At 56.1% G+C, this 20,645-nt stretch carries 20 protein-coding genes and 1 riboswitch; of the genes, 8 read left to right on the forward strand and 12 right to left on the reverse strand.

Features of this window, described 5'->3' with window-relative positions:
- Nucleotides 1-63 precede the first annotated feature (63 nt).
- From ubiA to ACQYWX_RS03155, 3 genes are all read right to left on the reverse strand, one after another.
- Nucleotides 64-966 carry a 4-hydroxybenzoate octaprenyltransferase gene (ubiA, locus tag ACQYWX_RS03145; RefSeq protein WP_216739366.1) on the reverse strand — a complete coding sequence of 301 codons (903 nt, stop codon included), beginning with the start codon at nt 964-966 and terminating at the stop codon, nt 64-66.
- A 49-nt stretch (nt 967-1,015) separates the two neighbouring features.
- Nucleotides 1,016-2,989 (reverse strand): monovalent cation:proton antiporter-2 (CPA2) family protein, encoded by a 1,974-nt coding sequence (locus tag ACQYWX_RS03150; RefSeq protein ID WP_431687850.1) that lies wholly within the window; start codon nt 2,987-2,989, stop codon nt 1,016-1,018.
- Between the two features lie 61 nt (nt 2,990-3,050).
- Nucleotides 3,051-3,608: a hypoxanthine-guanine phosphoribosyltransferase gene (locus ACQYWX_RS03155; protein ID WP_216739364.1), complete on the reverse strand. Its 558-nt coding sequence runs from the start codon at nt 3,606-3,608 to the stop codon at nt 3,051-3,053.
- A 235-nt stretch (nt 3,609-3,843) separates the two neighbouring features.
- Here ACQYWX_RS03155 and rd point away from each other — a divergent pair, with 235 nt between their 5' ends.
- Both rd and ACQYWX_RS03165 read left to right on the forward strand, forming a co-directional pair.
- Nucleotides 3,844-4,011, forward strand: a complete 168-nt coding sequence (gene rd, locus ACQYWX_RS03160) for a rubredoxin (protein ID WP_011394749.1) — start codon at nt 3,844-3,846, stop codon at nt 4,009-4,011.
- Nucleotides 4,012-4,062: 51 nt separating this feature from the next.
- A complete protein-coding gene (locus ACQYWX_RS03165; protein WP_431687851.1) occupies nt 4,063-5,223 on the forward strand; it encodes an NAD(P)/FAD-dependent oxidoreductase in 1,161 nt (386 codons plus the stop codon).
- A 17-nt stretch (nt 5,224-5,240) separates the two neighbouring features.
- On the opposite strand, the gene rimK is transcribed toward ACQYWX_RS03165, so the two are convergent.
- From rimK to ACQYWX_RS03180, 3 genes are all read right to left on the reverse strand, one after another.
- The gene (gene rimK, locus ACQYWX_RS03170; protein ID WP_127968342.1) at nt 5,241-6,152 is read right to left on the reverse strand and encodes a 30S ribosomal protein S6--L-glutamate ligase; all 912 of its coding nucleotides are present in this window, start codon (nt 6,150-6,152) and stop codon (nt 5,241-5,243) included.
- A 22-nt stretch (nt 6,153-6,174) separates the two neighbouring features.
- Entirely contained in the window at nt 6,175-7,659 is a 1,485-nt protein-coding gene (locus ACQYWX_RS03175; protein WP_431687852.1) for an OmpA family protein, read from the reverse strand.
- 249 nt (nt 7,660-7,908) lie between these two features.
- The gene (locus tag ACQYWX_RS03180; RefSeq protein ID WP_431687853.1) at nt 7,909-8,145 is read right to left on the reverse strand and encodes a cysteine-rich CWC family protein; all 237 of its coding nucleotides are present in this window, start codon (nt 8,143-8,145) and stop codon (nt 7,909-7,911) included.
- A 237-nt stretch (nt 8,146-8,382) separates the two neighbouring features.
- On the opposite strand from ACQYWX_RS03180, the gene tesB reads away from it, so the two are divergent.
- Nucleotides 8,383-9,246, forward strand: coding sequence for an acyl-CoA thioesterase II (gene tesB, locus ACQYWX_RS03185; RefSeq protein ID WP_431687854.1), 864 nt, complete (start codon nt 8,383-8,385; stop codon nt 9,244-9,246).
- An 87-nt stretch (nt 9,247-9,333) separates the two neighbouring features.
- Nucleotides 9,334-10,332, forward strand: a complete 999-nt coding sequence (locus ACQYWX_RS03190) for an MBL fold metallo-hydrolase (protein ID WP_431687855.1) — start codon at nt 9,334-9,336, stop codon at nt 10,330-10,332.
- A 5-nt stretch (nt 10,333-10,337) separates the two neighbouring features.
- Here ACQYWX_RS03190 and ACQYWX_RS03195 read toward each other — a convergent pair whose 3' ends face one another.
- Both ACQYWX_RS03195 and ACQYWX_RS03200 read right to left on the reverse strand, forming a co-directional pair.
- Nucleotides 10,338-12,953 (reverse strand): EAL domain-containing protein, encoded by a 2,616-nt coding sequence (locus ACQYWX_RS03195; RefSeq protein ID WP_431687856.1) that lies wholly within the window; start codon nt 12,951-12,953, stop codon nt 10,338-10,340.
- A 200-nt stretch (nt 12,954-13,153) separates the two neighbouring features.
- Nucleotides 13,154-13,603, reverse strand: coding sequence for a flavodoxin (locus ACQYWX_RS03200; RefSeq protein WP_216739357.1), 450 nt, complete (start codon nt 13,601-13,603; stop codon nt 13,154-13,156).
- A 188-nt stretch (nt 13,604-13,791) separates the two neighbouring features.
- Between ACQYWX_RS03200 and ACQYWX_RS03205 the strand changes: the two genes are divergently transcribed.
- Entirely contained in the window at nt 13,792-14,247 is a 456-nt protein-coding gene (locus tag ACQYWX_RS03205; protein WP_431687857.1) for an EVE domain-containing protein, read from the forward strand.
- A 5-nt stretch (nt 14,248-14,252) separates the two neighbouring features.
- On the opposite strand, the gene ACQYWX_RS03210 is transcribed toward ACQYWX_RS03205, so the two are convergent.
- Together ACQYWX_RS03210 and ACQYWX_RS03215 are read right to left on the reverse strand one after the other, a co-directional pair.
- Nucleotides 14,253-15,356 (reverse strand): GGDEF domain-containing protein, encoded by a 1,104-nt coding sequence (locus ACQYWX_RS03210; RefSeq protein WP_431687858.1) that lies wholly within the window; start codon nt 15,354-15,356, stop codon nt 14,253-14,255.
- Between the two features lie 170 nt (nt 15,357-15,526).
- Nucleotides 15,527-15,886 (reverse strand): hypothetical protein, encoded by a 360-nt coding sequence (locus ACQYWX_RS03215; RefSeq protein ID WP_216739355.1) that lies wholly within the window; start codon nt 15,884-15,886, stop codon nt 15,527-15,529.
- Between the two features lie 240 nt (nt 15,887-16,126).
- Nucleotides 16,127-16,218: riboswitch (SAM-I-IV-variant riboswitch) on the reverse strand.
- 171 nt (nt 16,219-16,389) lie between these two features.
- On the opposite strand from ACQYWX_RS03215, the gene ACQYWX_RS03220 reads away from it, so the two are divergent.
- The 3 genes from ACQYWX_RS03220 (at nt 16,390) to ACQYWX_RS03230 (ending at nt 19,556) form a co-directional block, all read left to right on the forward strand.
- Complete coding sequence (locus ACQYWX_RS03220) at nt 16,390-17,958, forward strand: inorganic phosphate transporter (protein WP_431687859.1); 1,569 nt, start codon at nt 16,390-16,392, stop codon at nt 17,956-17,958.
- A 141-nt stretch (nt 17,959-18,099) separates the two neighbouring features.
- Complete coding sequence (locus tag ACQYWX_RS03225) at nt 18,100-18,963, forward strand: DHH family phosphoesterase (protein WP_431687860.1); 864 nt, start codon at nt 18,100-18,102, stop codon at nt 18,961-18,963.
- A complete protein-coding gene (locus ACQYWX_RS03230; RefSeq protein ID WP_431687861.1) occupies nt 18,960-19,556 on the forward strand; it encodes a DUF488 family protein in 597 nt (198 codons plus the stop codon). Before ACQYWX_RS03225 ends, ACQYWX_RS03230 begins: the two co-directional genes overlap by 4 nt.
- A 95-nt stretch (nt 19,557-19,651) precedes the next feature.
- Here ACQYWX_RS03230 and ACQYWX_RS03235 read toward each other — a convergent pair whose 3' ends face one another.
- The gene (locus ACQYWX_RS03235) at nt 19,652-19,966 is read right to left on the reverse strand and encodes a DUF4288 domain-containing protein (protein WP_431687862.1); all 315 of its coding nucleotides are present in this window, start codon (nt 19,964-19,966) and stop codon (nt 19,652-19,654) included.
- A 197-nt stretch (nt 19,967-20,163) separates the two neighbouring features.
- Nucleotides 20,164-20,511 carry a cupin domain-containing protein gene (locus ACQYWX_RS03240; protein WP_431687863.1) on the reverse strand — a complete coding sequence of 116 codons (348 nt, stop codon included), beginning with the start codon at nt 20,509-20,511 and terminating at the stop codon, nt 20,164-20,166.
- Nucleotides 20,512-20,645: the final 134 nt, after the last annotated feature.

Genomic DNA, 20,645 nt, shown 5'->3' on the forward strand with positions numbered 1-20,645 from the left:
ATTAATGTGATGGAAATGAGCCAGGCTGTTTGCAGTCGGGCTGTAAGCGAGGCGGGACGGGCTTTAGGGCCGGAAAATAAACTCCAGAACCAAACCGAGAAACACAGCTGCGCCGACCCAGTGATTGTTAAGGAACGCCTTGAAACAGTTCTGGGAAACGCGGGCGCGAATCAGGTGCTGCTGATACACAAACAGCACGGCGGCGACGATCAAGGACATTTGGAAGTAAACGCCCAGCTCGTATTGCGCGCCAACCATGAACAGGATGCCCAGCGTCAATACCTGCAGGCCCGCCACGGCGGCGCGATCAGCCTCGCCAAATAGAATGGCGGTGGATTTGACCCCGATCTTAAGATCGTCTTCCCGGTCCGCCATGCCGTACATGGTGTCATAAGCGACGGTCCATACCACCGTTGCGGTATACAGCAGCCATGCCTGCTGGGGAACGGTGTCCAATTCTGCAGCGAAAGCCATGGGGATGCCCCAGGCGAAGGCCGCGCCCAGTACGACTTGGGGCAGGTAAGTATGGCGCTTCATGAAGGGGTAGGTCGAAGCCAGCGCCAGCGCTCCAGCGGAGAGATAAATTGTCAGCGCGTTGGTGAACAGCACCAGTATGAAAGAAACCCCCACCAGAACGCCGAACAGGGTGAGCGCCTCTTTTTCCGTCACTCGATTCTGCGCAAATGGACGGCCTTTGGTGCGCTCGACGTGCATATCTATGCGGCGGTCGGCGTAGTCGTTGATGACGCAGCCTGCCGAGCGCATCAACAGTACGCCGAAGACGAAGATGAACAGGTTCTTGATGGAGGGAGCGCCCTCCGAGGCCAGCCATAGCGCCCACAGTGTCGGCCAGAGCAACAGATAGGTTCCGATAGGGCGGTTCAGTCGCGTGAGGTCGATATATACCGGCAATTTCGCCTTGAATTGTTCCGCCAGGGATGGAAGTGGACGCCCTTGGGATTTCATAGCCAAACAGAATCCTGATTTAGTGTGTGGTTTGCAACTGCGTTCAAGCTTAGCCGCCCAGCAACTTGTTTTCCGCCTGTTCAACCTGGTCCGCCGATCCATGCAGGATCAACGTATCGCCAGGCTGCAGAATGAAATCACCGGCAGGGTCGAAGAATTCCTCATCACCGCGTCGAATACTGTCGACATTACAGGCGGCCAGTTTCATCTGCGCCAGAGAACGATGACAGCTGTAAGCGCCATCCGGCAGCGTCAACGCATGCAGTTTTTCCAGCGGCGTGCCGTCAGCGCCGACCAACTGGGAATTAATGCCCGGGTAATAACCGTGCAGCATTTTGTAGCGGCTACGGCGCACTTCTTCGATTTGACGATGGATCTTCCTGGCCGGCGCGCCCATAAGAGTAAGCACTTGAGTCACCAACATCAAGCTGGCCTCCAGCGTCTCCGGAACGATTTCCGTCGCTCCCGCTTCCTGTAGCAACGACATTTTTGAGTCATCCGCCGTACGCACCAGGATAGGCACATTGGAGCCGGTGGAGCGGACCTTGCGTATGACCGCCAGACTCTTGTCCACATCTGCGTAGGTGATGATCAGCAGACGAGAGCGCTCCAGGCCCAGCGCCTTGAGAATATCCAACCGCTCGGAGTCGCCATAGTGCACGGGTTCGCCTGCGGCCGCAGCTTCTTTTACCCGCACAGGGTCCTTGTCCACGGCGGTCATGGGCATGCTGCTGCGACGCATGAAGCGGGCGACGGTCTGCCCGACCCGGCCGAAACCGCAGACAATGGCGTGGCCTTCTAACTCGGAACAGGCGTCGGTCAACGCCTCCACGCGGGTTTGAGCGACGCCCTGTGCTTTATCGGAGGGGAAGCGGGCGCTGAGATAGCGCGCCAGATTCATCAGCCAGGGCGTCAATGTGATACTGAGAATGACGGTGGTGATCACCACTGCGCCAGCTTGTTTGGATATCAGCTGGAACTTCTCGCCCAATGCGAAGAGCGCGAAACCAAATTCGCCGCCCTGGGCCAGATAGAGACCGGTCTTCAGCGCCACGGCTCTGTCTTTCTGGTGACGATAGGCGAGGGCGCCAATCAGCGTCGCCTTGGCCAGCAGGAGCATTGCAGTGATGAGGATAATCCACGGCCAGTTGGCGAGCACTTCCTGGAAGTCCACGATCATGCCTACGCTGATAAAAAACAGGCCCAGCAGAAGGTCGCGGAAAGGGCGAATATCCGCCTCAATCTGATGTTTATAGTGGGTCTCCGACAGCATCATGCCGGCGATAAACGCGCCCAGCGCCATAGATAGCCCGAAACTGTGGGTCAATGCAGCCGCCAGTAGAGACACCATCAGCACGGTCAGAACGAAGAGTTCTTCCGAGTGAGACTTGGCGACTTCCGTGAAAATAAACGGCAGCAGGTATTTACCAATCGCCAGCATCAATGCGAATAGCAGAGCGCCTTTGCCCAGAGTGATGGCCAGGGCCGCCGCCAGTGAACTGTCTGAGCCGCCCGCCAAAAACGGGATCAGAATCAAAAAGATAACCGCCGCCAGGTCCTGAAACAGCAGCACCCCCATCGACATCACGCCGTGCGGCTGGCCCAGCTCATTGCGCTGCACCAGTTCTTTACTGACCACCGCGGTGGAGGACAGCGCCAGGGCGCCGGCGATGATAATGGCCTCTTCCGTACTGGCTTTGAACAGCCGGGCGATGCCAAAGATCACCAGACTGCTCACCGCCACCTGCCAACCGCCCAGGTTGAACACCACCTTGCGTAAAGCAATCATTTTGGCCAGAGAGAACTCCAGTCCCAGGGAGAACAGCAGAAACACCACGCCGAACTCCGCCAGCACCTGGATCGTTTCTACGTCATCCACCCACCCCAAAGCGGTAGGGCCGACGCCGAGGCCCACCGCGAGGTAAGCCAGGACAGAGGGAATGTTCATGCGCCGGAACAGCGACGATACAACGACCGCCGCGGTTATCAGCACCAAAAACTGACTCAGATTAGCTTCATGCATAAGAGGTAAGGAACCAACATCGCCTGTTAGTGAATTGGTTTAGCGCCCGGGCGGGCTTGGCTTAAAGGCCTTTTACGGCGTAGATGCCGGGTGCGTTGCGCCAGTAGCCTTTGTAGTCCATGCCATAACCGAATATGTAGCGGTCGGCGACTTCCAGGCCCGTGAAGTCGCACTTCTGGCCGGGGTAGACTTTACGTTCATGCTGTTTGTCCACCAGCACGGCGGTGTAGACTTTCTCCGGCTTCTTGTCCTGGCAGTAATCGCAGATGGCGTGCAGGGTGGCGCCTTCATCGAGGATATCGTCAAGGATGATGACCGTGCGTCCTTCCAGATTTTCCGCCGGCTCCACTTTCCATTTCAGGCCGCCGCCGCTGGTCTGGTTGTTGTAGCGGGTGGCGTGAATATAACTGACTTCCAGCGGAAAGCGCAGCTTGGGAAGCAGCTTGCCTGCGAACACGACGCCGCCGGTCATCACGCAATACACCAAAGGGTTGCTGTCTTTCAGCTGCGCCGTGATTTCCTGCGCCAGACGTTCAATCGCCTGGTCTACCTGTGTTTCGTCGAATAGGCAGTCTGCTTCCTGAAATACCTGCTGCATGTTTTCCATATTATGGGACATTGGAATTACCTGAGAGTTACCGTTGTGATGATGAATGTTCTAAGAATTTATAAAAGTTACCGGCTTTGTTGGCGACGCCTGCGCCTCAACAAAGCCTAGTATAACGATTTAGCCCCGGAATGACTTGATCAATGCCGGCCGGAACCTTATAAATGCACTCACTGTGAATCAGGCGTTTTACCATAAATAAGAAGCTCTTTGCGGCTTTTTTGACAAATTTGAATAGGATACTGTGATGCGTAAATGGCAATGTGTGGTGTGCGGATACATTTATGATGAGGCGGAAGGCTGGCCCGAAGACGGTATCGCTCCCGGAACCCGCTGGGAAGATGTGCCGGAAGACTGGATTTGCCCAGACTGCGGCGTCGGCAAAGAAGACTTTGAAATGATTCAAATCGGTTAATTCGCTCTCCAAACCGCTCCACTCTCTACTGGAAACTTAAAAGGATACGTCATGCCGGATACTGCGCCCATCGTCATTATCGGAACCGGTCTCGCTGGCTATACGCTGGCCCGTGAGTTCCGCAAACTCAATAAAGACGCGCCAGTGCTGATGCTGACAGCGGACGACGGCCATTCATACTCCAAGCCGATGCTCTCCACTGGCTTCGCTAAAGCCAAAACCGCGGATCAACTGTCCATGGCGGACCCCGGCAAGATGGCGGAGCAATTGAATATCGAAGTGCGCACCTTCGCCACGGTAACGGCGCTGGACCCGGAAGGCCATCGTTTGTTCATCGGGGATGAGGCGGTGGAGTACAGCAAACTGGTGCTGGCCTGGGGCGCGGATCTGATTCATCTGAATATACCCGGCTCCGGCGCAGGCAAGGTTTTCGCGGTGAATGACTTGATGGATTACCGTCGCATTCGCGAAGCCTTGCAAGAGAAAAAGAGAGTGGCGATTCTCGGCGCGGGCTTGATTGGCTGTGAGTTCGCCAACGACCTGTTGCAAGGCGGTTATGAGGTGGCGCTGATTGCGCCCTCTGATACGGCGCTACCGGGCATGCTGCCGAAGGCCGCTGGCGATGCGGTAGTGAAAGGCTTGCAGGGCCAGGGCGCGGTATTCCATTTGGGACAAGTGGCGACAGCGGTGGAGGATACTGGCGACGGCGTGGCGCTGACGTTGGATAACGGCGTCAAGGTGCAGGCGGATATCGTGCTGTCAGCCGTCGGACTGCGACCGCGTACGTCTCTCGCCAAACATGCCGGCGTTCAGGTTAACCGAGGCATCGTCGTGGACCGGGAGATGCGCACCAGCGCGCCGGATGTCTATGCATTGGGCGATTGCGCGGAAGTGGACGGGCATGTGCTGTTGTATGTCCTGCCGTTGATGGCATGCGCAAAAGCTCTGGCGAAGAGTTTGGCGGGCGAGCCGACCAAGGTCAGTTACGGGGTGATGCCGGTAGTGGTGAAAACGCCGGCTTGTCCGGTAGTGGTCGCTCCGCCTCCGGTGGGTGCGGAAGGCGACTGGCAAGTGGAGCAGTCCGGAGAGTGCGACGTCAAAGCCCTGTTCGTCAACGCCAAGGGCGCATTGGAAGGGTTTGCGTTAACCGGTGCGCATGTGATGGAAAAGCAGAAACTGGCTCAGCAATTGGACCCCATTCATAACGACTGAACGGGGCCCTTGTTATCTCAGCCCTGACCTTTGGTGCGGGTGCTGGATTTATTCTCCTGAATCTTCTTCTCGATAAAGGCGTAAATCAAACCGGCGATATCCTTGCCGGTTGCGTTCTCAATGCCTTCCAGGCCTGGTGAGGAGTTAACCTCCATGACCAATGGGCCGTGGTTGGAGCGCAACAAGTCGACGCCAGCGACGTTCAAGCCCATGACGCGGGCGGCTCTTACCGCGGTGGAGCGCTCCTCGGGAGTAATCTTGATCACCGACGCCTGACCGCCCCGGTGCAGGTTGGAGCGGAATTCGCCCGGCTGAGCCTGCCTCTTCATGGCGGCGACCACTTTATCGCCGACGACGAAGCAACGGATATCGGCGCCGCCAGCTTCCTTGATGAACTCTTGCACCAGAATGTTGGCTTTCAAGCCCATAAAGGCTTCGATAACGCTTTCCGCAGCCTTGCGGGTTTCCGCCAGCACCACGCCAATGCCTTGCGTGCCTTCCAGCAACTTGATGACCAGCGGCGCGCCGCCGACCATGGATATCAGGTCGCGAATGTCGTCAGGGGAGTGGGCGAATCCGGTGACCGGCATGCCCACGCCTTTGCGTGAGAGCAACTGCAATGAGCGCAATTTGTCGCGGGCGCGTGAGATGGCCACGGACTCATTCAACGGAAATACTCCCATCATTTCGAACTGGCGCAATACCGCCGTGCCGTAGAAAGTGATGGATGCGCCGATCCGGGGAATGATGGCGTCAAACCCTTCCAGCACCTGACCCTGGTAATGGATGGTGGGTTTGTGGGTCGCCATGTTCATGTAACAACGCAGTGTGTCGATTACATGCACCTCATGCCCCCTTTTTTCACCTGCCTCCTTCAAGCGGGAGGTGGAATAAAGAGAAGGATTGCGCGACAAAATGGCTATTTTCATAAGTTACCAAGGAAATATTGAACTAAGGTAGATTGGCGTCGTTGATAATCAGCACTTCAACTCTGCGATTAGCCGCGCGCCCTTCTTTGGTGTCATTGTTCGCCACCGGACGGGAGGCTCCGAAGCCTTCTGCTTCTATCCGGCTGGAATCTATGCTGCCCACATTGGCGAGGAAACTGGCGACGTTGCTGGCGCGCTTCTCAGAAAGAGACTGGTTCAGGGCCCGGTCGCCGCGGTTGTCAGTATGACCGGAAATGCGAATTTTGCAATTGGGGAAGGCTTCAATTGCGTCGATGATCTTGTTCAGCAGGGTGACGTTGTCACGTTGCACTTCACTGGAGCCGGAGGCGAACTTGAAGCCGTGGGCGCGGATCAGCACATTGGCGTTCTGCCGGTAAACGTCGGCTTCTGTCAGGGTAAACAGTTCCTGCACGAACTCAAAGCGGCGTTGGATTTCCTCGCTGGCGCGTTTGGCCGCGTCAGTCTCCAACTGGACCGCCAGCAGCTTCTGATCCATTTCCTGCTTCATTGTCTCCAGGCTGGCTGCGCTTTGGACCTCTCGAACTTCCGCTTCAGCCAAAGCATGACGCAGGGTCAGCTTTTCTTGCTGTAGACGGTTCAGGGCTTCGTTGATGGATTCTTTGACCTGCGCAGGCCCTTTCTCGAAAGGAATCTCGGGAACGACAGGCTGCACGGCCTCGGCCAGTCTGGCCTCATGCCAGAGTAAAATATCTTCCAGACTGGCGTCTTTGGCGTCGAAGTCTGCGGCCTGGGCGGCGATGGCGCGGGCGTGTTGCACCTGGGTCAGGGCGCTGTTGGCGTGACGACGAGCCTTTTCTTGTTGCGTGCGGTCATTTTCCAGTGTGGACAGGGCCAGCAACATTTCCTCTTCCGCTACCCGCAGGGTTTTAGGCGCGCGGTCGTCGATATCTTCTTTGCGAGCCTGTTCGATCGCCTTGCGGGCTTTGCCTGTTACGTCCAGTTTCAGTGAGCGCAGTTCGATATCTCGGTATACGCCTGCGAGGGCGGTCTGGGCTTTGCTATTGTCGGCGCCGGGTTGCTTCTCCAGTTGCCCGGCGATATCGCGCAGTTGCTTGTCGGCGGAAGCGAACTCGTCTCCGAGCAGCTCATCTCCGCTCACGGCTATCGCCGCCTGACGGGCGTTCGCAATGGCCTGCAGTTTTCCGCGGGCGGCGTCCGCCTGCTTCTCCGCCTGGGCGGCGTAAGTCAGGCCAGCCTGAGCCTTGGCGGCGGCGACAGTGGGTTTGCTGCGGGAAAGGTCCAGCGCTTCATTATAGGCTTCCACGGCTTTTCCATAAGCGTCCGGCGCGTACAGATGCACATCGTTGTCGCGCGCGGTTTCCATTTGGGCGTATAGCTGCTTCGCCTCATCCAGAGAAACGGCGGCGGGCTCCTGCTTCAGCACGGGTGTGCTGCTGCAGGCTGCGATAGCCAGGGCCAAAGAGGAGGCGGTGAAGAGACGATATAGCTTTTTGGAAATAAACATTATTCGGTAGTCCGTGTTTGATTTGAGGCGGCGACAAAGCCGAATGCAGAGTCTATCTGTCTTCCCCAGTTGAACTTTTCTTATGTCGTTCTGTTGTACGTTATTTGGCTGGCATACTAGCTCAAAATGACGCCGGGCCAAAGTTTACCAAACCTGGATTATCATTATATTCAGAATCATTGACGGTTCACGTAGGTGGCAGACTCGCCCCCTGCAGTTGAAGGCGGCGCTAGCGTTCTTCAATGATGCTCAGTCAGCCGCGTCCGTCTCACTTTGTCTGGCTTTCAGGCGCTCGTTCAGACAGCTTCTGCAGTAACACTTCGCGCCTTCCGTGAATAACTCGGAGGTCAGTCCCGAAGGCGGGAGGGAGAAGCACCAGCATGTGGATTTGCCTTTCTCCAGATCGCATTGAGCTGGACGACCGCAGCCCGGACAGGCGTGCGAATAAGCGGGGTCGGGAAAGGCGATGTTGACGGCGTTTTTCATTTTGCCGGTCTCCGGAAGCTGTAGTATTGATCGTTAGCCAGCCCGATAGCTGCGGGCTGCTTTTTATACTTAGACGTCTTCCAAGTCAATAAAAGGACGGGGCGCTTATCACTAAGGCGACCTGCTTTAGGTTAGGAGCATTTGAAATTCGACGCAAGCCGTCCCGAAAAGCGGGTTGATTTACTGCTGGCCGGCGGTCAGTTAAAGTTTTATGACCTACTCAAACAGGAAAGCAAGATGAACGATGTAGTCCAGAAACTGTTGGATTTGTTGCAGCTGCGCGCGCTTGATGATTGCCTGTTTCAGGGCTCAAGCGAAGACCTGGGATTTAAAAACGTATTTGGCGGTCAAGTCGTCGGTCAGGCGTTGATGGCGGCCTATCGCACGGTGGATGAGACGCGGGTCGCTCATAGCCTGCATGCCTATTTTTTGCGCGCTGGCGACCCTGACCATGACATTATTTATGAGGTGACGCCGATTCGTGATGGCCGCTCGTTCAGCGCCAGGCGCGTCGCCGCCCGTCAGCATGGTAAGGAAATACTTACTCTCATGGTTTCGTTCCAGACGCCTGAACAGGGGTTTGAACATCAGGAGCCGATGGTTGACGTATCAGGGCCGGAGGGAGTCGTATCGGAGCTGGAGATGCGTCGTCGTTTCAAGGATCTGATCCCTGAGAGTCGTCGTGAACAGCTGACCCGTGAGCGCCCGATTGAGATTCGTCCGTTGAATCCGGTTAATCCTTTGAATCCCGAGAAGCAGGAGCCGAAAAAGTACAACTGGTTTCGTGCGGTGCGCGACATGCCTGAGGGCGTGCGTTGGCATCACTGCGTATTGACGTATGCATCGGATTTCGGTCTGTTGGGAACCAGCCTGCACCCTCACGGAGTCTCTTTTTTCCAACGCGGCATGCAGGTGGCGAGTCTGGATCATGCGGTCTGGTTTCATCGCGACTTTCGCGTGGATGACTGGTTGCTGTACGCGATGGACAGTCCCAGCGCCTCCCATGGACGCGGTTTTAATCGCGGCCTGATCTATGACCGTTCTGGTCGGCTGGTGGCCTCCACTGCCCAGGAGGCGCTGATTCGTCGACGCACGGATTGAGCCTCAGGGGATGCTTTATTCTTAATACTAAACGCCTCTGGATAGTTCGGAGGCGGAAGACTTCTATTATCACTGAGAGACTGGCGCATGACCAAAATACTGGACCTGGATGTTCCCCACGCATACCGCAATCGCCCCCACCATGTTGGCGGTCGCTTCCGGTCTCCGCCAGGAGGGCATCATGATGGCCGGCATTCCTCGGAGATGGCGAAAGTCCTATGGGAGCTGTTCCGTCATGGCAATGACCCGGTGCGCGCCACTCACGATCATTGCCTGCATCGTGATGCGGCGATGGCGGAGTTAGCGGCGGCGCGGGCGGAACAAAGTTTGACTTGGCTGGGGCAGTCTTGCTTTTATCTGCGTCTGGGGGATCAGAGAATACTGACGGACCCGTTTCTGGGGGAGCGGGCGTCGCCTCTGCAGTTCAGCGGCCCCAAGCGTCTGGTGGCGTCGCCCCTGCAGATTGAAGACCTGGATGTCGACGTCATCGTCATGTCCCACAATCACTATGACCATTTTGACGCGCCGACGCTGGCGCGGGTGAAGAACAAAGAAAATGTGCAGGTTGTGACAACCTTGGGGTTACGCCCGGATTTTATCCGCCTGGGGTACCGCAAGGTTGTCGAGTTGGACTGGTATCAGAGCTGCCGTATTCACGGGGTGCTTTACACTGCGCTGCCGGCTTATCACTTTTCAGGGCGTTCGCTCTGGGATGCGGACCAGACATTGTGGGCGAGCTTCGCGATAGAAGGTGGGGGCGTTAAGTGCTTCTTCGCCGGCGATACCGGATATGGCGATGAGTTTAAGCGCATTGGCGAGTTAACCGGCCCTTATGATATCGCCCTAGTGCCTATCGGCGCTTATGCGCCGCGGGAAGTTTTCGCGGGGGTGCACGCCAGCCCGGAAGAAGCGGTTTCAATGGGCAAGGACCTGAAGGCGGCGCGACTGGTGGGAATGCATTGGGGCACAGTGCGACTGACCACTGAGCCGTTCTGGGAGCCGCGAGACCGTTTTATGGCTCCTGGCTCTGGGCCGCAGAGACGCGTTATGAAAATCGGCGAAACCCGTGCGATATCCGCGCTGTAACCGCCTCAGCCGGATTTGGCGCGCATATCCCGTTCCGCCGCCCGTTCTTGAGCATGGGCGGCGTAAGTGCGCAGCCACTCGATGGCGAACTCCCAGGGCATCGGCCGGGCCAGCCAGTAGCCTTGAATGTAACGGCAATCCATGGATCGCAGCAGATTGAGCGACTCGACATCCTCCACGCCCTCCGCAATCGCCTCGTAGCCCAGTCCATGGGACATATCGATGGCGGTGCGCGCCACGACGCCGGCGTCCGGCGCGCTGGCGAGATCGCTGACCAGGGAGCGGTCAATTTTCACCTTATGCAGGGGCAGCTTCTTGATATAGGAGAGAGAAGAGTAACCCACGCCGAAGTCATCCAGCGCAATCAACACGCCTGCCGCTCTGAGGGCCTGCAGCGCCGATAGCGCCCCCTCGGGATCGCGCATGAGTGCGGTCTCTGTGAGTTCAAGCGTCAGTCGCGCCGGGGGAACGCTGGCGCCAGCCAGTAATCGTTGCACCTTCTCGATAAAGCTGTTGTTTTCCAGATCCACCATGGAAATGTTTACCGCAATGCCGATGCCTTCGTAGCCTGCTTCGCTTAACTCCTGTAGATGGCCCAGAGCCTGTTTGATCACCCAGAGTGTGAGTTTGGTGATATGGCCGGCCTGCTCCGCCAAGGGAATGAACTCATCTGGGAACACTTGGCCGAAGTCGTCATGAGTCCAGCGGATCAACGCCTCAAACCCGGTAATGACATCGGCCTCAATGTCCAATTGCGGTTGGAAATGCAGACTGAGCTTATTGGCGTCGATGGCTTTGTCCAACTCCGCCAGCAGGGTGAGGCGCCGCTCGCTGTAAGGGTTGTACTGAGACTGGTATACCGCGGCGCAGCCCTTGCTGTGATGGGTGGCGTCCAAGGCGATGCGCGCCAGCCGCAACAGGCCTTCGGCGCTGTCTGTGTGATGGGGGTAGGCCGCGAGGCCAAAGCGTGGATCTAGATCGAGAGAAAGGTAGCCGAACTGGATGCGTTGCCCCAGAAACTTCGACAAGGCCAGCACTTCCTGGTCGTCTTCGCTGTCGCGGCGTCGCTCCAGCAGCATCGCCAGGGTGATTTCGTCCAGCGACGCCACGTAGAGCGGCCCCTGTACGGACTGCTCGATGGGGATGACGCCATCCAGCGTTTCGACGAACTCATTGAGCTGATGAGCGATCTGATACATCAGCTGGCGTGCGTTTTCGTTGCCCAGGGTGCGGTCTATGTCACGGTAGCGCTGCAGGCTGATCAGGCAGGCCATAAAGGCGGCGCCGGGCCTGGCGCTGATGCGATCGGTGATGAAGCGCTCCAGGTAGGCGCGGCTGGGCAGCTCGGTGACATGGCTGTGGGTCGCCTCATATAAACGGCGTTGCTCCAGCAATTGCAGTTCCTGCTGCTCTTCGATGATTTGCTCCTGGGCTTTGAGACGCTCGTTCCGCTCAACATAGATGCGCTCCACAATGGCGACCGACAGCAGCACGGCTTCCGCGGCGGAGCCGATTTCGAAACCGTAAGCGGTCAGCAGGTTATGGGGAACGACCCCCAGGACCAGCAACAGGGTCAAACTGGCGCCCAACTCCAGCATCAGCCAGGCGCAGGTAAACAGGCGAGCGGAGCGCACGCCTTTCCACCAGAGATAGGGGCCGATAATGACAAGTATCAGGTCGGTCACCAGCACTAACGCGGTGGACACGCCTTTTGACAAGTGCGGCGGCGCGGCGAATACACCGACGATTGAAGCCGCTCCGGCGATACTGATGCCGATCAACAGGTAATTCAGGCGCGGGGCTTTGACGGGCAGTTTCAGGAAACGCCGGGAAAACTCCGCCGCCGACAGCGCGATTAGCGGCACGGAGACCAGGATCGTAAAGTTCTGCAGCTGCGGTACGGTGGGCCAGAGGAACTGGAAGGTGCGGCCTTGCAACGTCGCCTGCACCAGTAGAATCATCAGGGTAAAGATGACGTAGAACAGATACATGGGCTCTCTGAGCGCCAGAAAAATAAACAGGTTGAAGGTGACGACGAAGAGCAGGAAGCCGTAATAAAGTCCGTGAGTAAGGGCCTCCCGATCATTGCGCAGGTAGAACGCGTCTTCCTTCCATATCTCCAGAGGCAGACTCAGGGAACCCTCGCTTTGAATGCGGAACATAAACTCATGCGCTTCGCCGGGCTCCAGCTCCACGGGGTAGATATAAAGAGGGTGCAGGGTCTCCCGTTGACTGAACGGGTAGTATTCGCCGGTCTGGCTGCGCCGGACGACCTCGCCATTGATCAGCTCGACAAAGACAACATCATCCAGATGAGGCGCTCGGACTACGAGCAGACGACGCTTCGGCTTATCGGTGGCGTTGGCCAGGGTGAAACGGAACCAGAAGCTGTCTTTGGTATAGCCGAAATTGGCGTGGTTGGCGGCGATGGTCTCCCAAGAGTGGTCGGCGTGGCTGATCAGTTCCTCCAGGCTTTCTTCCCCGGTAACGTCCCGCCAGTAGTCGACAACCGGTATCGCCTTATCCTCCGCGCTGACATAGTTGCGCGGCGCTGCTTCCCCCAGGCAGTGGGCGCTTAGCGCGAGCAGACATAGGAACAGGAACGCTTTGATATTTGGCATTGTTCTTTTGAATTCAGCAATTAGCGTCGCCCCATCAAGGCGGTAATGGGGAGAAGCGAAGGCGGCGTATACAACTTAAGATTAGGTAGGGATGGGCGATCACGCCAACCTGGGGCGTTCATCGGAGAGAGAAAGGGAAGGCCATTGCGAATCAATGGCCTGTTGAAAGTAGTCGTAGACTGGCGTGGCGACGAGAAAGGTTAAGCCAATTGCTGCGCCCAGGTTTGCGCCCAGGCGACGGCTTCCGCGGCGGGATCGGCGGTTTCCATCGCGTCGATCTTGAGACCGTCTCCCACTTTCACCGCCGCCAGCTCGGTCATGGCGTGCTCCATCAGCTCGCCTGCGCCGCAATAGCTGTCGAAATAAGAGCTGTCGCCCAGGGTGATAACGCCAAAAGGCTTGCCGACGATATTGGGGAATTGCGTGGTCAGCGCCGTATATAAAGGCGCGATGTTGTCGGGCAGGTCGCCGCTGCCGGTGGTGGAGGTGCAGATCAGCGCGGCGGAGTCTGTTTCCGTGATGTCTTCCAGAGTGGGATTTTGCGCCACCCGGGCTTCATATCCTTCCTCATTCAGCGCCTTTTGCACCGCTTCGGCGGTTTCCAGCGCGGCGCCGTACACAGTGCCGACGCAGATAACAATCTTTTTCATGCTCTTTCCCGGTTACTGGGACGATTCAATGTCCGATTAATTCAGTCGGGTATTGTAAGCATCCGCGCCAGGAATTTTAAGCGCCCCCGCCAGGTTTTGTTATCGGAGTGCGCCGCATTAGAATTTTCCCGGCTTAGCATTTATTGTTTAGACCCCGCCATCCCGCATCTCAACAGGAGGACAAACCTATGGCGTACTGGCTGATGAAAACGGAACCCGACGCATTCAGCATCGATGATCTGGCGAATTCGCCGGAAGGCGTGTCCGGCTGGGATGGCGTGCGGAATTATCAGGCGCGTAACTTTATGCGCGATGATATGAAAGTGGGAGATCAGGTGTTCATCTATCACAGCAGTTGCCCCGAACCGGGCGTGGCTGGGATCGCGGAAGTCTGCCGGGAAGCCTACCCGGACCCGTCCTCTTTTGATCCTGAGTCGCCTTATTACGACCCCAAGTCCACGGAGGAGACCCCCCGCTGGTGGTGCGTCTCAGTGAAATTCGTGCGCAAATTGAAAAAGGTCGTTCCGCTGGCGGAGATTAAGCTGAATCCGGCGCTTCAGGACATGGCGCTGGTCAAACGCAGCCGGCTTTCCGTGATGCCGGTAGAACCCCATGAGTGGGGCGCGATTATGGCGATGACTTGACGGGCTTAGACGGGCTCATCCTCGCTGGCTTTTTGCACCACTAACGGAATCACCATGTTGCGGCCTTTGATTTTGGCCTGATACAGATTGACGTCCGCCTGCTTTAATAGAGAGGCCAGATCCTTCGCCTGACTGATGGAGCAGACGCCGCAACTGATGGTGTAGCTGATATCCTGGTTTTTGTACTGCAGCGGACTGGCCTCGATGCTCTTGCGCAGCCTTTCCGCCAAAGTCAGGGCCTGCACCAGTGAGGTATCCGGCAATTGAATGAGGAACTCCTCGCCACCCCAGCGCGCCGCCATGTCCATTTTGCGGCAGGCGTTGACCAATAACTCTGAAATTTTCATCAGTACGAAGTCACCAGCGTCGTGGCCGTATGTGTCATTGATCATCTTGAAGTGATCGATATCCAGCAGGATCACCGAAAAGTGGCTGCCATGACGCTTGTAGCGGAAATACTCTTTCTCAAGCTGTTGCTGCATGTCGCGTCGGTTCGGCAACTGAGTCAGCTCGTCGGTGCGCGCGGCCTTTTCATACAGGCGCGCCATGTTGATCAGCTCCTGGCGCGCCTTGCGTCTGGAATGGTCCATCACAAAGGCGAAGACGGAGACGAAGGAAACCGTGGCGGCGAAGCGGAGTTGGAAATCCAGATTGTAGACGGTGCGCACCCAGGGGAGTTCCGGGAAGCGGAAGATAATAGCGATCAGCGTCACCATGATGATCAACATCCAGCTGCCGGTGCGCAGCCCCGCCACATAAAAGACGAAGGGCGGGAACACGTAAAACCACAGAATGCCGGTGTTGCTCTCGCCGCCGCCGGCGATGAGATACAGGAATAAAAGACCCACCAGCCACAAGAACAGGGTTTTGAACAGTTGCTGATTGAGAGTGCGGTTGTAGGAAATCACGTTCATCAGCATCAGCGCGCAAAACAGGAACAGCGCGGATGCGTGCGCAGTATGGGACCACAGCCAAGACTTCACGCCGATAACGAAGGACATGAAGGACGCCGCATAAGCCAGCGCTTTAATGACGCTAACGACTTTGGCTTCTTCGTCGAGGACTGCGCTTAACAGATGGAAGTTGGTTTTGCGGTTACGCTCTGTCATGTCTTATTGTTATGGCCGCCTCTGCAAGTGACTGTTTCTATTATAGTCCACATATATTCGATAAATTGCCGACACTATCAGGTATTTCCCGCAACAACTGTTAAATATTATTTCGGAATGCGATGGCGGCGGTCGGCGAAAGTTCAGGAAATCAGGCGGCGCCCGTCGGATTAACCTAACGGGCGGCGATGGGTTTGTTCGGAGCTGATTCCCGGCAGTGAAATAGCGGCCAGCCTGAAGCGTACGAAATCCAGCGCCTGTTGCGCGGAAGAAAACCGGAAACTGGCGTAACGGCTGGCTCCGCGGCGGTCGCGGTATTCCGCGTAGACCCAGTAGCAGGCGTGGCTTCCCTGAGTTTTGCACCGGTATGAGCCGTGCGCCATCCAAACATACAGGGGACAAAGGTGAACGTAATGACTGATCGTCGCGCCGGACGTGAGAAGCTGTTCGAGACCGGGCGGCGGTAGCTCGGGCTGATCCTGAAGCTCATGGGCCTCAGCTTGATCTGCTATTGAAGCGGTTAATGACATGTTCTTGGTTCTCCACGTTAATACTATCGATTAAAACGTGCGAGAACTGACGTGGGGCTTGCCTGTGAGTTGCCAGGATGGCCACATCTCAGAACCCGGAAAACAGTTTTTTGGTTAAGTCATTCCCGCACGTGGGAGTTTTTTCTAATGTCTATTGCCTAAAGAGGCGCAAACGATCGGGGCTTATTTACCGGTTGGTAACATGCCCTTGGTAATTCGTTTGGTAATCGACATTAAAGACTTAAACAAAATGTTTCCTGTAATGGTTCTGGCACCACCTTGCCCAGGTCGGCAGGTTGGTGAGGACGTCAGTCCTTCTCTTGATGCACGAACTCGCTTAATGTATACAAAATAATCGGTTGAATCAATAACCTGGCGAGACGCAGATCAATCTTCCAGGAATTTCCCCGTTAATAGCCGTTATTTCCGCGATTTTGGACTATGTCCATCAGATGACTGTTTTGTTAAAGTTGCGCCTTCAAATTTACTGAGGGGAAAATCTGATGGAGTTTCGCAACCTGGGTCAGTTGGAAGAGGCCGCCTCCAGTGGGCAGCAAGAACTGGCTCGCATTGGTATTGCGCTACTTTTTATTCTGGGCATCCTGATATACACCAATCTTCGGATCGGCGATCTTGAGGGAGGATACCTGCTTGTAGTCGCCGCTATGATCGGCGGTTATATGGCGTTGAATATCGGCGCCAACGACGTAGCCAATAATATGGGGCCCGCTGTGGGCTCGAAAGCGATCACTCTGCTGGGCGCGCTGGCGCTGGCGGCGATATTTGAAGCGCTGGGCGCGCTGGTCGCCGGGGGCAACGTAGTCAGCACCATCAAGAACGGCATTATCAACCCGGAGTTCATTCAAGATTCAACCACCTTTATTTGGCTGATGATGGCTGCGCTGTTAGCCGGCGCGCTGTGGCTGAATGTGGCGACCTACCTGGGCGCGCCGGTATCCACCACGCACTCCATTGTTGGCGGCGTATTGGGCGCGGGCGTTGCAGCCGGCGGCTTTGGCGTGGCGAACTGGGGACAAATGGGCGCGATCGTCGCCAGCTGGGTCATTTCGCCGGCATTGGGCGGCGTTATCGCGGCGGGAACCCTGTACTTCATCAAGCGCTCCATGCTGTATGAAGAAGACAAACTGGGCGCAGCCCGTCGTTACGTTCCTGTTCTTATCGCGATCATGGCATGGGCGTTCGTCACCTACCTGTTGCTGAAAGGCACTAAAAACATCATCAAGCTGGACTTCTTGACCGCCTTGCTGGCGGGGCTGGCCGCCGCCGCCGCGCTGTACTTTGCGCTGTTGCCGTTGGTGGGCCGCGCCGCACGGAAAATGGAAAACACCCGTGAAAGCGTCAACAAGTTGTTCACTGTGCCTTTGATTTTCGCAGCGGCGTTGCTGAGCTTCGCCCATGGCGCCAATGACGTGGCCAACGCAATCGGGCCGTTGGCGGCGATCAATGACGCTATCGTTAACCACGGTATCGTGCAAAAGGCGTCCATTCCGTTGTGGGTAATGATGGTCGGCGCGCTGGGTATCTCCATTGGTCTGCTGCTGTACGGACCAAAGCTGATCAAGACGGTCGGCAACGAGATCACCGAGCTGGATAAGACGCGGGCTTTCTGTATCGCGCTGGCCGCGGCGATCACTGTAATTGTGGCCTCTCAGTTGGGCTTGCCGGTCAGCTCCACTCATATCGCTGTCGGCGCAGTCTTTGGCGTGGGCTTCCTGAGGGAATATCTGAAAGTGAACTACGCCAGCCAGCTGCACCTTATTCTGGATGAGCATGCTGGCCTGGAGCGTGAGAAGCTGCAGAAGTTCCTGAACAACTTCGAAAAAGCGTCTGTGGAAGACATGAAGCAGATGTTGAAGCAGGCCAAAAAGCACAAAGAAGACGTGCCTCTCACCAAAGAAGAGCGCAAGCGTTTGAAGCATGTGTATCGTGAAGAACTCGTCAAGCGCGCCAGCATCAAGAAGATTGTGGCCGCCTGGGTTATTACAGTGCCTGTGTCAGCGTTGCTGGCGGCCCTGTTGTATTTCATGATCCGTGGCATGCTGTTGCCATAGGCTGTCTCTGCTCTACGAAAGCCCGGCTTTCCTGATGGAAAGTCGGGCTTTTTCATTTTGGCTTACCGGAAAGTGGCGTTGAGCCGTGCTCTGAACTTAGCGTATATATGCAGTTATAAGGACTGTTAAGGTGAGCGATCGGTGATTCAGACTCTCGTAATTTATCATGGCAATTGCCTCGATGGCTTCGGCGCGGCTTATGCGGCGTACCGACGTCTGACGATGTTGGATAAACAGGATGCGGACTACTACGCGGCGACCCACGGCGAACCTCCGCCGGACTGCGCGGGCAAGCGCGTTTACCTGCTGGACTTCTGTTACAAGCGAGAGGCGTTGAAGCAACTGTGCGCCAGCGCTGACGCCGTTATCGTGCTGGATCACCATATCAGCGCGGCGGAAGAGGTCGCCGGGTTGGATCAGGAATGCCCGAATTTAAGTCTGACGTTCGATATGAGCCGCTCCGGCGCGGTAATCGCCTGGGAGTACTTTCACGAAGACCCGCCTCCAGCCTTGCTGGCGATGATTCAGGACCGCGACCTTTGGCAATGGCGCATCGCTGACAGCCGTGACGTCAATGCGGCGCTGATGTCTTATCCCAAGGACTTTGAGGTATGGGATGAGCTGGCGCAGTCAGGGGCGGCCTTGTCGCGTTTGGCGGACGAGGGGCGCGCCATTAACCGGTTTCGTGAACAGATGATCGAGTATTACAAGGGACGGGCGGTGATGGGGGAAATCGCCGGCTATGCGGTGCCTATTGTTAACTGTCCTCTGGCTGTGACCAGCGAGTTGCTCAATGTGCTGGCGCAAGGGCATCCCTTCGCAGCAGGGTATAGTGATAAAGGCGGTAAGCGCGGCTGGTCGCTAAGATCTACGGAAGATGGCGTCAATGTAGCGGAAGTGGCGATAAAGTTCGGCGGCGGCGGGCATCCGCGCGCAGCGGGCTTCTCCACTCGGATAGATGAACGCTGGTTGACCCTGGAGCCGACGGAAGTCACATCGGAATGAGCGCCTCAACGCCTTCTCTCTACAGTATTGGTTACGCCACCAAGCCGATAGCCGTCTTTATCAGCCAGTTGCAGAACCATCGTATCGACGTGGTCGCTGATGTCCGCTCTGTGCCATATAGCCGCGCCTTTCACGACTACCATCGGGAAACCCTGATCCAGCACCTCAAGGAACATGGCTTACGTTACGTTTATCTTGGCGAGGAATTGGGGCCGCGCTCCAAGGACCCGACCCACTACGACGAAAGCCGACAGGTGCAGTTTGACCGCCTGATTCAATCCGATTTGTTTCAGAGTGGGGTGGGAAGGCTGAAAGAAGGAATGAACAAAGGCTTTCGCATTGCCCTGATGTGCGCCGAGAAAGACCCCGCCAGCTGCCATCGTAGCCTGCTGATCGCCTACGCCCTGCAACGTGAAGGCATTACCGTCAGACATATCTCCCATGAGGGCGACATCGAGGCGCAACCTGAACTGGAGCGCCGTCTGATGGAACTCACCGGCATTCAACCGGATATGCTGACCCCAGAGGAAGAGTGTCGCGACCTGGCCTATCGTAAATATTGTCAGGTCATGGCTTATCGGAAGCCGGAGTGAGGAGGACTTAATAAGCCTGACGACAGGGGCGCGCTTATGGTTGAGGCGTGAGCGATATTTTGTATGCGGCCCTTTAAACTCTTGTGTGAAGCGCTTTAGGAATCGGGATTGTAGTCATACTTGAGATAGTGCTCATTATAGAAAGCCTCCAGGTCCAGGTCTGACTCATATAATACAGACCATATTTCATATCCGTTTCTCAGTTTTTTTCCGTCTTGTTTATAAGCACTTTGCTCCGGGTGTAACTCGAAGTTGCAGTCCTTTGCGTATTTCTCAGCTTCCTTTAGGGCTTTTGCGTGAGCGGAATCGAAACTCTTCGCTTTAAAACATACGATGCGTTCTTCGTAAATATTTTTGCCTGACTCCTTGATTCCAAAATGGTAAAGGCTCTTGACTGCATACCAGCTCATTTCATGTTCTCCGTTGGAATATTAATTCAATGCCAGCGATCTAAGTTTGATCTATTTGATGCGCCCAAACTGGGGTGGCGTATTTCTATGGAACGTTTGCGATAATCTGAGGAGACAGATACGCAGTATCTCTATAATTATGTTGAAGGCTCGCACAGAGGCAGGAGAAATAGCCCTTGCCTTGCTGACCGTTCCCTCTATTTATTCTGCTCAATCCGATCCCCATGGCTGGGCGGGGTTGAGGTTACCGTGAAAATTAAGTCCTCTGTTGACTCGTTCCTTAGTTGATGAGGCGCGCCGGCGGGGACATGCTTGCCTTGGTGAGGATACAGGGTATAGGTTTCTCCGCTGACCTCCAGCGTCGCAATGCCGGATAGGACGAAGAAGAACTGTTCCGCCTTTTGATGCAGGTGGCGCACTTCCGAGCAGCCGCTGGGAACCCGCTCCTGGATAACGCTTAATGTCGGACTTTTAACCAGATGCCAGCCGTCGCAGCGTTCTCCCCAGATGTAATGCTCGGCGTTGTCCTTGGATACTACGCTCATCATTTCTTCCTTTAAGTTTTTGTTTTACTGACGCTTATTAATAAGTTGGCGACTATATTCCCTTATGTGGGGCTCTGACTCAAGGTGGGCGGTTGCAGTAACTGATGCAAGGTAAAGGGGCTGGATCTGTCACC

Source organism: Hahella sp. NBU794 (assembly GCF_050749805.1).
Taxonomy (GTDB): domain Bacteria; phylum Pseudomonadota; class Gammaproteobacteria; order Pseudomonadales; family Oleiphilaceae; genus Hahella.